Origin of the sequence: Brevibacillus antibioticus, from assembly GCF_005217615.1 — a bacterium.
GTDB lineage: Bacteria > Bacillota > Bacilli > Brevibacillales > Brevibacillaceae > Brevibacillus > Brevibacillus antibioticus.
In genome coordinates this window covers 3,394,743-3,410,729 of the sequence record NZ_SZNK01000001.1, presented here as the reverse complement: position 1 = coordinate 3,410,729, position 15,987 = coordinate 3,394,743, and the positions used below count along the sequence as shown (strand labels likewise).

13 protein-coding genes are annotated in these 15,987 nt (G+C 47.8%); 12 read left to right on the top strand and 1 reads right to left on the bottom strand.

Annotated features, from left to right (window positions below; all coding sequences use genetic code 11):
* Nucleotides 1-59 precede the first annotated feature (59 nt).
* On the bottom strand, nt 60-1,190 hold the full coding sequence (gene ytvI / locus E8L90_RS15890) for a sporulation integral membrane protein YtvI (protein WP_137030237.1): 1,131 nt from the start codon (nt 1,188-1,190) through the stop codon (nt 60-62).
* 426 nt (nt 1,191-1,616) lie between these two features.
* Between ytvI and citZ the strand changes: the two genes are divergently transcribed.
* The 12 genes from citZ (at nt 1,617) to E8L90_RS15825 (ending at nt 15,935) form a co-directional block, all read left to right on the top strand.
* Complete coding sequence (gene citZ / locus E8L90_RS15885; protein ID WP_137030236.1) at nt 1,617-2,729, top strand: citrate synthase; 1,113 nt, start codon at nt 1,617-1,619, stop codon at nt 2,727-2,729.
* A gap of 153 nt (nt 2,730-2,882) precedes the next feature.
* Nucleotides 2,883-4,166, top strand: a complete 1,284-nt coding sequence (icd, locus tag E8L90_RS15880) for an NADP-dependent isocitrate dehydrogenase (protein ID WP_017250757.1) — start codon at nt 2,883-2,885, stop codon at nt 4,164-4,166.
* Between the two features lie 52 nt (nt 4,167-4,218).
* Nucleotides 4,219-5,157 carry a malate dehydrogenase gene (gene mdh, locus E8L90_RS15875; protein WP_137030235.1) on the top strand — a complete coding sequence of 313 codons (939 nt, stop codon included), beginning with the start codon at nt 4,219-4,221 and terminating at the stop codon, nt 5,155-5,157.
* 687 nt (nt 5,158-5,844) lie between these two features.
* Nucleotides 5,845-6,540, top strand: a complete 696-nt coding sequence (locus tag E8L90_RS15870; protein ID WP_137030234.1) for a response regulator transcription factor — start codon at nt 5,845-5,847, stop codon at nt 6,538-6,540.
* 13 nt (nt 6,541-6,553) lie between these two features.
* On the top strand, nt 6,554-8,317 hold the full coding sequence (gene pnpS, locus E8L90_RS15865; RefSeq protein ID WP_137030233.1) for a two-component system histidine kinase PnpS: 1,764 nt from the start codon (nt 6,554-6,556) through the stop codon (nt 8,315-8,317).
* Between the two features lie 108 nt (nt 8,318-8,425).
* Nucleotides 8,426-9,082 (top strand): phosphate signaling complex protein PhoU, encoded by a 657-nt coding sequence (gene phoU / locus E8L90_RS15860; RefSeq protein ID WP_137030232.1) that lies wholly within the window; start codon nt 8,426-8,428, stop codon nt 9,080-9,082.
* Nucleotides 9,083-9,229: 147 nt separating this feature from the next.
* Nucleotides 9,230-10,318, top strand: coding sequence for a PRK06851 family protein (locus tag E8L90_RS15855; RefSeq protein WP_137030231.1), 1,089 nt, complete (start codon nt 9,230-9,232; stop codon nt 10,316-10,318).
* Nucleotides 10,319-10,410: 92 nt separating this feature from the next.
* On the top strand, nt 10,411-11,355 hold the full coding sequence (locus tag E8L90_RS15850; protein WP_137030230.1) for a VanW family protein: 945 nt from the start codon (nt 10,411-10,413) through the stop codon (nt 11,353-11,355).
* A gap of 656 nt (nt 11,356-12,011) precedes the next feature.
* Entirely contained in the window at nt 12,012-12,440 is a 429-nt protein-coding gene (locus E8L90_RS15840) for a MarR family winged helix-turn-helix transcriptional regulator (RefSeq protein WP_137030229.1), read from the top strand.
* A gap of 9 nt (nt 12,441-12,449) precedes the next feature.
* The gene (locus E8L90_RS15835; RefSeq protein WP_137030228.1) at nt 12,450-13,109 is read left to right on the top strand and encodes an HlyD family secretion protein; all 660 of its coding nucleotides are present in this window, start codon (nt 12,450-12,452) and stop codon (nt 13,107-13,109) included.
* A gap of 6 nt (nt 13,110-13,115) precedes the next feature.
* On the top strand, nt 13,116-14,345 hold the full coding sequence (locus E8L90_RS15830; protein ID WP_137030227.1) for an efflux RND transporter periplasmic adaptor subunit: 1,230 nt from the start codon (nt 13,116-13,118) through the stop codon (nt 14,343-14,345).
* 15 nt (nt 14,346-14,360) lie between these two features.
* Complete coding sequence (locus E8L90_RS15825; RefSeq protein WP_137030226.1) at nt 14,361-15,935, top strand: DHA2 family efflux MFS transporter permease subunit; 1,575 nt, start codon at nt 14,361-14,363, stop codon at nt 15,933-15,935.
* Nucleotides 15,936-15,987: the final 52 nt, after the last annotated feature.

The window sequence follows — 15,987 nt, the reverse complement described above, 5'->3', positions numbered from 1 at the left end:
AAAAAGAACCGCTCCGAGCTGTATACAAGCTGCTCGCAAGCGGTTCTTTTTACATGAGGTCAGGTTTTGTTCCCACGGATGTAGCCCCATACATCTTCGAAGACGTTGGCTTTTACCAAAGCATTGATCATGACGAGTGAAACAGGTCCGATGATCAAGCCTAAGAATCCGAACAGCTGGAGGCCGGCAAACAGCGCGACCAGCGTGAGGAGAGGATCGAGACCGACGTTTTCCGCAACGACTTTTGGCTCGATAATTTGACGGAAAATCAAAACGACCCCGTACAAAATGGACAAGCCGATGACCATCGTGTAATTGCCTTTGAAAAACATGTAGATGATCCAAGGAACAAAGACAGTCCCTGTCCCAAGGTAAGGCAAGAGATCGACCAAGCCCGTGATCAAGCCAATCGTAATCGCGTACTCGACACGCATGATCAACAGACCAATAATTACGATGGCAGCGGTTAAGGAGATGAGGGTCAACTGCGCCTTGACAAACCCGAACAAGGCATTTCGCAAATCGATGAAAATTTGGTCGAGACGGCTGTTTACCCCTGTTGGCAAAAGACGGCGAGCCCGAACTTCCCAAAGAGCAAAATCTTTGGAGATAAAGAAGGCGCCCATGATGGAAATGACGGAAACCGTTGCCATATTTGGGAGTGAGACAAGCAGGTTTTTCAATCCATCCAAGAATTTGACGATCAAGTTCTGTCCGACATTCGTGATGGTCGAGATCGCACTGCCTACCGTACTGGAAAGCTTATCTTTATAACTTGGATCGAGCTGTTCGTAAAACCACTGAAGCTGATTGTAAATGCCCATCAAGAAGTCTTGAGAAATCGTATTTTGCAAATGATGGGCCAGCTCTTGTGCCACGACTGGCAAGCGCTTGGCCAACTCTCCAATTTCCACGACCGTTTCCGTGATGATCAGTGTGACCACTCCGCCAGCGAACAGTATCAAAACCATGAGCGCAATAATGACGGAAAGCCAGCGTGGAATCCTGAACTTTCTGGTCATAAACGTAACGGGCTTGTTGATGATGAGCGCAATGACTAAAGCGATAATAAATGGGTACAGTAAGGGTGTTGCGTGTTGGATTACCCAAATCCCTACATAGACAAGCAGGCAAACCCATAACAATCGAATGATTTGAAAGAAACGCTCTACCCAGTTTTCCTGATTCAAACGATTTCTCCTTTCCACCGCGAAGGTGCGAACAAAATACTGATGTTTCTATTATGCAGCATGCCTGATAGGTGGAGCAAGAATCGCGAAAAAACAAAACTCCGTTTCACCCTTCGAAACATTTTTTCGCTAACCTTATTCACAAAATCGCAATAATCTTTTATAATTGGGTCGTCTTAGTGGATTCTTTTCTCTCGCCCCTCCCCTTACACAAGCGTCATTTTCATGTACGACCTTGTGAGGATTTGCGTGGATACATTCCCTGTCAAGAGTGGTGGATGAAAGAAACCGCTGCTTATAATTTCATAGATAGGATGTTCAAAAAGTCGTTTATTTTTGAACTTGATCATGTCGTTTATCAGTCATGGCGGACAAGCGAAGACTAGATAAGCACTACTACTTGAGTGGAAAAGGAGAGGGAGTTCTATGACAACTACTCGTGGACTTGAAGGCGTTGTTGCCGCTCAATCATCCATCTGTTCGATCGTCGATGGGGTTCTTTGCTATGGCGGGATCAACATCGATGAGCTGGCAGAACATGCAACTTTTGAAGAGGTTATCTATTTGCTCTGGCATGGAGCGTTACCGAAGCGTGATCAGCTGGACGCTTTGAAAAAACAATTGGGTGAAAATGCAGCAGTGGCTCAAGAAGTGCTGGAAAGCATTCGCCACTATCCAAAAGGCGTGCACCCAATGGCGGCGTTGCGCACAGCTGTCTCTTCGTTAGCGCTCTACGACACAGAAGCGCAAGAGATGTCTCCAGAAGCCAACTACCGGAAATCGATCCGTCTGATGGCACAAACTCCTACCTTGATCGCTGCTTACGAGCGTATGCGTAAAGGTTTGGAGCCAGTAGCTCCACGTGCAGATTTCACGATTGCACAAAACTTCCTCTACATGCTCACAGGCCAAGAGCCAACAGAAACGGCTGTAAAAGCATTTAACGTTGCTCTGGTTCTGCATGCTGACCATGAGTTTAATGCATCTACATTCTCTGCTCGTGTAACTGTTGCAACTTTGACTGACATTTATTCCGGTATCGTGTCTGCAATCGGTACGCTCAAAGGTCCTCTGCATGGTGGCGCTAATGAAGCAGTAGCGAAAATGCTGAACGAAATCGGCGGCATGGCTAACGTAGAATCCTACATCCGCACCAAGCTGGATAACAAGGATAAAATCATGGGCTTCGGACACCGTGTATACAAAGACGGTGACCCACGTGCGAAATGGCTGAAAGAAATGTCCAAAGCACTGACCGCGCAAATCGGTCGCCCTGAGCTGTTTGAGATGTCTGTGAAGATCGATGAAATGATTTCCGGTGAAAAAGGATTGAAGCCAAACGTTGACTTCTACTCGGCATCTGTTTACATTTCACTCGGCCTCGAAACGGACCTGTTCACACCGATCTTTGCTATCAGCCGTATGTCCGGTTGGACGGCTCACATCATGGAACAGTACGAAAATAATCGCCTGATCCGTCCTCGCGCGGATTACACCGGTCCGGTCAACCAACACTACGTTCCAATTGACCGCCGCTAAGAACCCGCTATTTTCGAGCGTGGAGGGCAGGTGGTCAGCCAAGCTGATCGCTCCTGAGCGCAAGCTTGAGAACTACCACAAGTGAGTGGTAGTTCTCCTACGTCTGGAAATATTCATAATCACCAAATATATATAACACTGGAGGGATTTTTTGTGTTTAAAAACCTGACGCAACCAACTGTAGGCGAAAAAATTACTGTGGATAACGGTAAATTGGTAGTTCCAAACAATCCGATCATTCCTTTCATCGAGGGTGACGGTACTGGCCCTGATATCTGGAAAGCTTCCGTTCGCGCTCTGGATGCAGCTGTAGAAAAAGCTTACAAAGGCGAGAAGAAAATCGCTTGGTTTGAAGTATTCGCAGGTGAAAAATCCTTTAACCAATACAACGAGTGGTTGCCAGAAGATACGCTGACTGCTGTTCGTGAATACCTGATCGCAATCAAAGGTCCTTTGACTACACCAGTAGGTGGCGGTATTCGTTCCATCAACGTAGCACTGCGTCAAGAGCTGGATCTGTATGCATGCGTACGTCCTGTTCAATACTTCGATGGTGTTCCATCCCCAGTGAAACATCCTGAATTGACTGACATGGTAATCTTCCGTGAGAACACTGAAGACATCTACGCTGGCGTAGAGTGGGCTGAAGGTACTCCAGAAGTGAAAAAAGTAATCGACTTCCTGCAAAACGAAATGGGCGTGAAGAAAATCCGCTTCCCAGAAACATCTGGTATCGGTATCAAGCCTGTTTCCAAAGATGGTACAGAGCGTCTGGTTCGTGCAGCAATCGACTACGCGATTGAAAACAAGCGCAAATCTGTTACCCTCGTGCACAAAGGCAACATCATGAAGTTCACGGAAGGTGCTTTCAAAAGCTGGGGTTATGCACTGGCTGAAGCAGAATACGGCGACAAAGTGTTCACTTGGGCACAATACGATCGTATCAAAGCTGAAGGCGGCGACGCTGACAAAGCACAAAAAGAAGCAGAAGCAGCTGGCAAAATCATCGTGAAAGATGTTATCGCTGACGCGTTCCTGCAACAAATCCTGACTCGTCCAGCTGAGTACGATGTAGTAGCAACCCTCAACCTGAACGGTGACTATGTATCTGACGCACTGGCTGCACAAGTAGGCGGTATCGGTATCGCTCCAGGTGCAAACATCAACTACCTGACGGGTCATGCGATCTTCGAAGCAACTCATGGTACAGCTCCGAAATACGCTGGTCTGGACAAAGTAAACCCATCCTCCGTGATCCTGTCCGGAGAAATGATGCTGCGTCACCTGGGCTGGAACGAAGCAGCTGATCTGATCATCAACTCCATGGAAAAAACCATCTCCGCGAAAACAGTAACATACGATTTCGCTCGTCTGATGGAAGGCGCACAAGAACTGAAATGCTCCGAGTTTGCTGACGCTCTGATTCAAAACATGTAAGATAGATTTGGGTACAAATTTTTACACTTACATTTTTGGAGGGGAATAGTTCATGGCATTCAACCGTAAAAAAATCGCTGTTATCGGTAGTGGCTTCACTGGTGCAACAACTGCATTCATTTTGGGGCAAAAAGAACTGGGCGACATCGTATTGGTTGACATTCCGCAACTGGAGAACCCAACAAAAGGTAAAGCGCTCGACATGATGGAATCTTCGCCCGTATTAGGCTTTGATGCAAACATCACAGGTACTGCTAACTATGAAGACATCAAAGATGCTGATCTCGTCATCATCACAGCAGGTATTGCCCGTAAGCCCGGTATGTCCCGCGATGACTTGGTTAACACCAATGCTGGCATTATGAAATCTGTTGCAGAGCAAGTAAAAACATATGCACCTAACTCTATCGTGCTCGTACTGTCCAACCCAGTTGACGCGATGACGTACACCTTCTTCAAAACGTCCGGCTTCCCGAAAGAACGCGTAATCGGTCAATCCGGTGTTCTGGATACGGCTCGGTTCCGTACCTTCGTGGCTATGGAGTTGAACGTATCTGTAGAAGACGTAACGGGCTTCGTTTTGGGTGGTCACGGTGATGACATGGTTCCTTTGGTTCGCTACTCTTATGCTGGTGGTATCCCATTGGAAAAATTAATCCCGAAAGACCGTCTGGATGCGATCGTAGAGCGTACACGCAAGGGCGGCGGCGAGATCGTAAACCTTCTGGGGAACGGTTCCGCTTACTATGCACCTGCGGCTTCCTTGGTACAAATGGCTGAAGCCATCATCAAGGACAAAAAACGCATTCTGCCATCCGTCGCTCTTCTGCAAGGAGAGTACGGCTACACTGATCTCTACCTGGGGGTACCGACTTTGCTCGGCGCAAACGGGATCGAGAAAGTGATCGAATTGGATCTGACTGCCGAAGAAAAAGCAGCTCTCGATAAGTCTGCTGACTCCGTACGCAGTGTAATGGCTGTTTTGAAATAAGATCAATACATGTAAGACGCCTTTCTTCGGGAAGGCGTCTTTTTTAAATGGAAGTTGCTGTAGTGAGGAAGAAGCGAATTTCCAGTCTACGCTTCGGCCTACGCCCTGCAAGGGGTCAAGACTGTCCGCTCCGGAATAAATGGCGGGAGCGCTTCAAACGTAGAAGTTTCGAGATGTCATTCATAAGTGAAGCTGAAATTCCCCGCCATTTTTTCCTACGCTAGGGTGGGCTCCAGAGGCGCTTGGACTGGAAATTCGCTTCTTCTACGCAGGTTTTCCATTATTCTGAAAGTGAAATCAAAGAAGTGTATTCAAAAGCTCCGCTGTGTTTACTTCAAAACGTACTAAAGCACGAAATTCATCCACAGCTGTCCGAAAGCACTGTCACATGTTTGGAAGGAGACCGCCCGAACGAAGAGAGGATACAGGCGACTGGAAAACATGTGGCAGGGCTTCTCCCGACCACTACAGTTTGAAGGCATTTTTAATATAGTACCTTTACCTAAAAGAGGAATACTATTGCCAAGCAACTAAGTTCTATGTACGAACAGCATGTCTTTACAAAAAAATTACTTGTTTTCCGCAATGAGCATTGGCAGACTGAGTATTGTAGAGAGAAGAATTTTTTAGGGGACGTAGGTTAGAAAATCGAGCGTAAGCATTGGAACGCTAGGGGGAAACAGACAGATGATCAAAGTATTGGTAGTGGATGACGAAGCTTCTATTGTAAAGCTATTGCAATTTAATCTTGAAAAATCAGGATTTCAAGTCGTGACTGCTTTTGACGGTAAACAAGCCTTGGAAGTGGTTAAGAGCGAGCAGCCTGATTTTATCATTCTTGATTTGATGCTTCCCAAGATGGATGGGATGGACGTATGCAAAACCTTGCGCCAAGAACGCAATAATACGCCGATCTTAATGCTTACAGCGAAAGATGATGAGCTCGACAAGATTTTGGGGCTTGAGCTTGGTGCCGATGATTATTTGACAAAGCCTTTTAGCCCGAGAGAAGTCATTGCTCGCGTAAAAGCCATTCTTCGCCGGTTTCAGAACACGCCAGAAGCGACGGCAGCGCCGCAAGAGGTACTGCTCCAATTTGGGGATATTCGCATCTACCCGGAGAAGTACGAGGTGTTCTGTAAAGACGTCAAGGTCGAGCTGACGCCAAAGGAATTCGAGCTGCTGAACTATTTAGCGAGCCACCAAGGGCGTGTACTGACGCGCGATCAATTGTTGAACGCTGTTTGGAACTACGATTTCATCGGGGACTCTCGAATCGTGGACGTGCATGTCAGCCATTTGCGCGAAAAGCTAGAGGATGACACGAAGAACCCGAAATACATTAAAACAGTTCGCGGATTAGGATACAAACTGGAAGGATAACGGAGGATTTACCTTGACTCGCTTTCGAATCAAACTCACTTTGACTATTTTGGGTTTAATTTCTCTCGTACTATTGGTGATGGGTATGTATTTTGCCAAAGTGCTTGAGAATTCCTACCTCCAATCACTGAATGAGCTATTGTCCCGCGAGTCGAAGCTCATCGCTCAGGCGGTCCGATTCCCGGAGGTCTTTTCTGATAAGGCGACGTTAGAGGATCGGGTCAAACAAGTAGCGCCAGCAGATGAAGTACGGATCACCATTATCGACAAGGATGGTCAGGTGATGTACGACAACTCCTCCCATTCGGAAGAGATGGAAAACCACCATGACCGACCGGAGATGAAGGCAGCGTTACAAGGAGAAACAGGGATTTCCCGCCGTTTCAGTGAGACGCTCGGCTATGACATGATGTACGTTGCAGTACCTGTTGAACTGAACAACGAAATATTCGGTGTTGTTCGTTCAGCGATGTCGATGAAAGATATTACCGATACGATCCACAGAATGTGGTACAGCTTGCTCACTGGTTTATTGGTTACTTTGGTAGTAGGATCGATTGTCGTTTCCCGCATTTCCTTTTCCATTATTCGTCCAATCGAGGAGATCACCCGGGTAGCCCGCAACATTACACAGCGCCAATACGAGAGCCGTGTGAGAATCAAAGCAAAGGATGAGATCGGTCAGCTTGCAGGCGCGATCAACTTCATGGCATCGAGCCTGGAGCAGCAGATGTACGAAATCTCGGAGAATCAGCAGCGCCTGGCAGGGGTGCTGACCAATATGACGAGTGGCGTGATCTTCATTTCAGAGCAACGTCGGATCATGCTGGTCAATCCAGCCGTTGAAAAGCTGTTGGGGACTGCTGGACATGAGATTGTAGGGAAGCTGCATATCGAGGCAGGCAAGAGCTTTGGGCTCAGCCAATACATCGACAGGTGCCTAGACAGAAGTGAGAAGTTCCGCCAAGAGGTACATATTTATTACCCGCAGGAACGCATCCTCGACGTGAATTTTGCTCCCTATATTAACTTCAAGGGGGAGTCGAGGGGTGTGGTCGTGGTGTTGCATGACATCACCGACATTCGTCGCCTGGAGAAGATGCGCAGTGACTTTGTAGCAAACGTATCGCATGAGCTACGCACGCCGATTACCTCGATCAAGGGCTTCACGGAGACCTTGCTTGAAGGGGCGATGCAGGACGAGGAAACATGTCGCAACTTCCTGCAAATCATCTCGGATGAGAGCGAGCGGCTCTACCGAATGATCCGCGATATTTTGGAACTTTCCAAAATCGAGCAGAAGCGAATCCCATTGCATCTGAGTCAGGTTCACTTGCAGGATTTGATTAGCTCGGCAGTTGCCATCATGCATGACCAGGCACAGCGCAAGGAATTGACGATCACGCTCCCTTCACCGAAGCCAGATATTTGGCTGATGACGGATAAGGATTGCTTGCAGCAGATCATCTTGAATCTGTTGACCAATGCGATCGCCTATACGCCTGAAGGTGGAAAAATCAACGTCAAGACAGAAGCAGACAGTCAAAACATCACCATTCAAGTCATGGATACCGGGATCGGCATTCCGGAAAAGGATCTCACGCGTATCTTTGAGCGGTTTTATCGCGTAGACAAGGCGCGAAGCCGCGATTCAGGTGGAACAGGCTTGGGCCTCGCCATTGTGAAGCATCTCGTGGAAAATTTGCACGGACATATTAGTGTGGAGAGCAAGGAAGGAAGAGGGACAACCTTCACAGTGATCCTTCCCCTTACCTAAAAAAACAACTGCAAAAACATTTACACAAACAAAATGGTAGCTTTACTTCTACAATACAATCGCCTTGTACCATTTGACATGTCAGACAAAAGAAGGGGGAAGAGGGAAATGACGCGGCATGCTTTTGAAGAACAGCAAGATGTATTGCATCGCAAACTCATGACGATGGGCACATTGGTGGAAGAAGCCATTCATAAATCCATAAAGAGTCTGGTTGAGAGGGATGCGGAATTGGCTGAACAGGTTATCGCAAGCGATCCTGTGATCAATGAGTTGGAGCAAGAAATACAGAGCGATTGCTTCCGTCTCATTGCACTGCAGCAGCCAGTCGGGAGTGATTTGCGACGCTTGGGAACAATGTTGAAACTGGTGACGGATTTGGAGAGAATGGGTGATCATGCCGTTTCCATTTCCAAGACAACCCGACGCTTGATGGCGGACCCGTACGTGAAGCCCCTCATTGACATTCCGATGATGGCTGATCATGTCAAAGCTATGGTGCGTGATTGTTTAAATGCATATATTGCACGCAACAAAGAAGCGGCAGAAGAGATTGCTGCACGCGACGACATTGTTGATAAGCTGTACTCCACGATTTTCCACGATCTGATTGAATTGATGACGAAAAACAGCCAGGCCATTTCGCAAGGAACGCATTTGCTCTTGGTCGCGCAATATTTGGAACGGATTGCCGATCATGTTACGAACATCTGCGAATGGATCATTTATATGTCTACTGGTAAAATGACGGATTTGAATAAATAAGTACGTGAAGGACATAAAGCCGCTGTGAGCTATCGTTAATAGCTTGTAGCGGTTTTTCCATTGGTGTAGACAGACGCCTATTTCTCCTTTTGTGCATACAATACATCGTTTCAATCGCAGCGAGAAGATGTACAGGAGGGAAAAGCAATGAAGAAAAAAGTCCGCCATATATATGCCGCAGGGAATACTGCGCGAGGATACAAGACGTTTTACGACTCCGTATTGGAAGGCTTGGAGCGTGTTTATATTTTGACAGGGACAGTGGAAGGAATTACGTCACCACTGATCGAGTCGATTGGCAATCAAATGGCACGAAAAACTAACGAGGTGGAGTGGATTCATTCTCCCTTTGTGAACGGACAGTTTGATGGTGTCATTTTTCCTCGCTATAAAGTAGCAATCATGGACGGAAGCTATCCACGCATATGGAGACCGGCTTCCCCTGGCGTAACCGAAATTCAGGTCAATTTGCAGGCGATGGTAGACGCCGATCAGCTCGTGGATAACAAAGACCGGATCGCCGCCTGGTACGAGGAGATTTTCAGCAAAAGTGAAGAGGCTTATCAAGCTTTTGGCGAAGCGCTGCGCATCCATGATGAGTGGGAAGCCCCTTATATTGAAAGCCTGAACAGGGAAGAAGCAAATCGTGTAACGGAAGAAGTCATCGGGCTATTCTTCGGAGAGCAGCAGCTAGAGAAGGAAGCAAAGGTTCGGCGTATGTACTTGGGTGCAGCCACTCCAGAGGGACCAGTGGATCATATCATGAAGCTGACAGACCAATTGGAGAAGCGTTACTTTATCAAGGGCAGACCAGGCTCTGGCAAGTCAACCATGCTGAAAAAGCTGGTGAAGGAGGCCCAAACTCGTGGTTTTGATGTGGAAGTGTACCACTGTGGTTTGGACCCGCACAGCCTGGATATGGTGATTGTACCTGAGAAGAGCCTCGCTATTTTTGACAGCACGGCTCCGCATGAGTATTTTCCTAGCAAAGATACGGATGAGGTCATTGATATGTACGCACGCGCCATTACCCCAGGAACCGATGAAAAATATGAAGTAGAATTATTGGATATTAAGGTAAGATATACCCAAAAAATAAAAGAAGCTACAGCCAATCTAGTTGCAGCCAAGGAGCTGCGTGACCAGTTAAACAACACGTATCGGGAAGCCGTTGACCAGCAGCGTTTAAGGGCGGTCTCGCAAGCTCTCGTAAGCAGACTGACAAAGATGGTCTAATGGCATTCAGATCGTAGAATGAAACCCGCTCGACTGCTCATACTACAATAACGGAAGATGATCGTTGTTGGAGAATGGAGGTGAGCAGCCGGATGGGTTTTGCTATGACGTTGGCTCTATTATTGTTAATCAATCCCCTCGACCCGACGAATTTTTTGCAAATAGAGATGGCGGACAAAACGGTAGCTATCCTCAATCGGGCTGATTATTCTCTTCCCTTTGATGGCGTTCCTTTAGTCGATGACAGCAAGCTTGTGCGAATGGTGGAAGAGTTGGCGAAAAAAGCGTACATCGAGCCGATCAATGCAACGATTAATAACGCCGGGGCTATCGTTCCAGAAACCAAGGGAAGAAAGTTAGATGACCTGGCATTTCGTGAACGTTTTTACGATTATTTTTACGGTGCGGGAGCCGCAAGCATGAATGTCAGCTACAAAGTGATATTCCCGAAGGTAGACAAGGCTCTTATGAGTCAGGTTCGGAAAAAAAGGATCGGACAGTATGCGACCTATTTCAATGCGGGTAACTGGAATCGCGTACACAACATCAAGCTCGCCTCGCAGGCGATTAATAATTACGTGGTTTTGCCAGGAGAAATTTTTTCTTTCAATAAAGTAGTGGGCCAACGTACGAAAGAAAAAGGGTATTTGCAGGCGCCGATTATTGTTAGAGGAGAGCTGTCGGAAGGCATTGGGGGAGGCATCTGCCAAGTATCGTCCACGTTGTTCAATGCCGTTGACCAAGCAGGGTTACACATTATACAGCGCTATTCTCACAGCCGAAACGTGGCGTACGTACCTCCAGGTCGGGATGCAACAGTGAGCTGGTACGGCCCTGATTTTGTGTTTCAAAACAAATACGCCTATCCGGTCCTGATCCGGGCAATCGCGAGCAACGGAAGCATGTACGTGACAGTTCACTCTTTTCCAGAACTTGAGCATGAGCCACGAAATGTACCTAGCGTACGCCGCGCGACCCCTGAGGAAGCACCGGATGCTCCATCTATTTTGAATGAAAATGGACCGACAATCCCTTAGAGATGAAAAGGGGGTGTCGGTTTTTCGTTTTTGTATGAGGCTGCGGTGGGGAGAAGAATATTTCCAGTCTAGGCTCCAGGCTCCGTCCTGCCGGGGGCTGGGACTGTCCGCTCCGAAGGGATTTGCGGGGAAACGCAAAAGTGGTAGCCGCTACGTCGCGTGGGCACGGTTGCGTTTCTGTTGCCCGCAAATCCCTTCTCCGCTTGGTAGGACTCCACAAGTCGCTACGTCTGGAAATATTCTTCTCTGTCGTAACTGATTACATCCTTTTTAAAACCCGTTTGATACGGAAAGCTCGTAGAGGAAACAGGAGAAATAAGCGAGGATCTTAGGGACACCGCCCGAGGCGCAATGAAAAAAAGAGAAACAAGCTTTTAGCGTCCACCTCTGAGACACCCCCTGAATGGACCACTTTGGACGCGGGTTTCGCTTTTTTTCATGGAGCCGGACAGTCAATCCCCCAGCGGGTGGACCTAGAATCTGAGCGTGTTCTCCTGTTTCCTCCCCACCACTACAGCCCAACCCAAGCATGCTTCTAAAAGCTTGCCTAGTTAAAGTTTCACCTAAAGAAATAGTTGCCACGGATAGAAAAACATCGTATAGTTTTCATGTGATAAATTTCGTACACGAAATATTACTTAAGAAAGGAGTGCGTTATGAATAAATCACTGCATATTCGGGACTTGTTAAAACGGTTGAACAAGACATTTGGCACGATGGCTACTAAAGAACTGTCCCAATATGGTGTGACTGTCCCGCAGCTAATGGTCATTCGAGAAATCCATCCTGATCCCAAAACGATCGGTCAGATAAGCAAAGCTGTAGACTTATCGTACAGCACCGTTTCTGGTATCATAGATCGTTTGGAACGAGAACAACTCGTAGAACGTGTACGTGATGAGAATGACCGGCGTGTTGTCTGGATTCGTAAAACACCGAAGATTTGCGAGCTTTTCGCAAAAGTTGATTTTTTCTCAGAGAACTTTTACCAGCGGATTTTCCATGGATTTTCCGATGAGGATTTAGACATCATTATTCAGTCGATGGAAACATTGATTTTGAAACTAGAAGAACGAGAAAGTTGAGGAGAAACCATGAAGCGAAAACTGGTTTTGTATGTCATTTTGCTCCTGTTCGTGGCAGGTGGTGGAGGAATCGGTTACTACTATTGGTATCAAGGCGCACATTATGTGACCACACAAGATGCTCGGATTGCGGGAGACATTTATCGCGTCATGCCCAAAATGACAGGCAAACTGACCGGACTCGCTGTCAAAGAAGGCGACACCGTTATAGCGGATCAAATCGTAGGGCAGCAAGATACAACTAACGTAGCAACGACGATGCTGGAAAACAGCGTGTTGCGTTCCCCCATTACAGGTACGGTGATTAAAACGCAAGCAAAAGAGGGAGAGATTGTTTCGACAGGGCAATCGGTAGCTCTCGTGATGGACGAAAACAAATTGTACATCTCCGCCAATTTGGAAGAGACTGAGATCGAACGGTTGAAACTCGGCCAAAAAGTCGATTTTACGATTGACGCTTACCCAGGTAAGAAATTGGGCGGTCATTTGATGGAGATCGGAAAAGCGACGAATTCTACATTTTCCTTGATGCCAGCAGCCAACACGAGCGGGAACTTCACCAAGGTAACCCAGCGTATCCCGATCAAAATCGCCATAGATGACACAGCAGGTCTGGACCTCGTGGCCGGATTGAATGCCGAGATCAAAGTGCACGTGAAGGAGATGTAATCAAGCATGAAAAAGACAGCACAATGGAAAACAATCGCTGCAGTCATGGCCGCCGTTTCGCTTATTGCAGCGGGCTGTAGCGAGACATCTTCAGCAACGCAAACGAGTGAGAACGTCCCTGTTGTGAAGACATGGAAGGTGACTTCTGGCTCTACGGGTGTCATCGCCAATGGTAAGGTGGCAGCATCTGAGGAGATCCAAGTCGTTTCGAAAGTTTCTGGAAAAGCAGCGAGCGTGAAAGTAAAAGAAGGCGCAGTCGTCAAGCAAGGCGATGTTCTGGTCACGCTGGAGGCTGCTGATTATCAGCAGCAGATCAATCAGGCACAGGCAGCCATTGCAGGTGCTCAGGCAAAGCTGAGAGATACAAAAGCAGGTGCGCGCAATGAGCAATTGACGCAGCTTGGAAGTATTGTCACCCAGGCAGAAGCCAGCCTAAAGGTGGTAGAAAGCAACTACAATCGGATGAAAGCACTGTTTGATGCAGGCGCATTGTCCCAGGCTGAGTTGGAGAAATCTTCGCTGGAATTGGAAAAGGCGCGCACAGGTCTTGAACAGGCGCAAGCCCAATACGATCTGGCAAAAGCAGGCCCAACTGCCGACACGGTAGCGGCTCTGCAAGCAGAAGTGAGCCGTTTGGGCTCCAATCTCGAGCTGGCGAAAAGCAATTATGACAATACCATTATTCGTGCGCCAATCACAGGTATCGTCGCCAAGCGCTCGGTTGACCCGGGAGAAATGGCAGCAGCTGGGACGCCTCTGATGGTGCTTGTAAATATGGCAGATGTCAAAGTAGAAGCAAGTGTACCGGAAAACCAGATCAACCAAGTGAAGGTCGGCTCTACTGTTGATGTGAAGGTAGGCAGTCTGGGTGGGAAAGTGCTGAAAGGTGCCGTTGAGTTTGTCTCTCCGATTTCCGATACCAACAGCAGTTCTTTCCCAGTCAAAGTGAAGGTAAATAATCAGGACGGCTTGCTGCGCGCAGGTATGGTAGCAGAGGTTATGCTCCAAGGCCAGGTAACGGCAGGAACAAAATTACCGACGTCAGCTGTGTTGGAAAAGGACAGCAAGCATTACGTCTATACCGTAGACGCCAACGTTGTACACCAGGTGGAAGTTGCGGTAGAGAATGCAAGCGGCGACTGGACAACTGTCACGAATGGCGTCAAAGACAATGATCAAATTGTGCTAAATCCGACAGACAAACTGTCCGAGGGCAGCAAGGTGATCGCAAACTAACGGGGGTGTTGACACATGGCGGAAGCGGTGGCGCACCGAGAGGAGAAAAGCGGGAACGGCGGCATGTGGCTGTCTCTTCTCGCAATTCTCTCAGGAACCTTCGTTGCGATTCTGAACAATAGCTTGATTAACGTTGCCCTGCCTGCCATGGTCAATATTTTTGGTTCGAGTACCGAGACCATGCAGTGGGTATTAACTGGATATATGCTGGCAAACGCCGTCATGATTCCGATGAGCGGCTCGTTGTCTGCCAAATTTGGGGCAAAAAAAATATTTGTACTCTCCTTATCCGCGTTTACTTTTTCGTCCATCCTTTGTTCCTTGGCGTGGAGTGACTCTTCGCTGATTGCTTTTCGGGTCGTGCAAGGTGTCAGCGGGGGGATGATCATGCCAATCGGGATGTCGATGATTTACATGATCGTTCCGCGTGAAAAGATCGGTATGGCATTGGGGATATTCGGGATCGCATCCATGACAGCCCCTGCGCTGGGCCCGACATTGGGTGGGTATCTCATCGAATTTTTAAGCTGGCAATTTCTCTTCCTAGTCGGTGTACCCTTTGGTATTTTTGCGGTGATCATGAGTATTGTTCTGCTCAAGGAAACGCCGAAAAAGCCAGAGTTGAAGTTCGACTTTTTGGGAGCATTTCTGGCCATCGTCGGCTTCGGGACCCTGCTGCTCGCTTTAAGTAAAGGGCAAGCAGAGGGCTGGACCTCCTTTTTCATCGTCAGTCTGTTTTTCGTTGCCGTGATGAGCTTGATCCTGTTTGTTTGGGTGGAGCTGGGGAAAGAAAGTCCGCTGCTCGATCTTCGGCTTTTGAAGATTCCTACCTTCACCATCAGTATTTTGACTTCCGGCTTCGTTATGATGGGGATGATGGGCGGTATCTTCCTGATGCCGATTTTCCTCCAAAACATTCAGGGCTTGACGGCTATGGAATCTGGAATCCTGCTGATGCCGCAATCGATTGCCATGGCGATCATGATGCCAATCAGCGGAAAGCTGATGGATAAATACGGGATTGGACCGATTGGGTTGGTCGGCTTGACCATTATGAGCATCACGACGTATGAATTGCACAATCTATCTGCTGACAGCATGCATTCGTGGATCGATATGATCTTGACCATTCGCGGGATTGGAATCGGATTGTGCATGATGACACTGTCTACTGTAGGGATGAACGCCGTTCCTCGTACAAGTGTGGGGGATGCTTCTCCGCTGTCCAATGTATTGCGTCAGGTCATGAGCTCGTTTGCCATTGCGATTTTGACAGTGATCATGCAGGCGCGTCAAAACTTCCACATGGCCTCAATCTCTGACAACTTGAATACGGATATGGCGACGCAGTTTATTAGTGGCATTTCAGGAATGTATGCACAAGTAGGGGTAGATGCGGCGAGTGCGACAGGGGGAGCCAGCGCGATTTTGTACGGAATGATGGCAAAAGAATCGTTGGTCCAAGGTATCGGGGATACTTTCCTCGTCTCAGTTATCCCTATTGTCCTTTCGATTCCACTTCTGTACTTCCTGCATAAAAAGCCGAAAAAAGCTCAACAGGTGCCAGCAACCGAGAAGGCAACAGCCTAATAGCAAGGGGCAATTCCGCAAGTCTTATCGAAGACTTCATTGGAATTGCCCC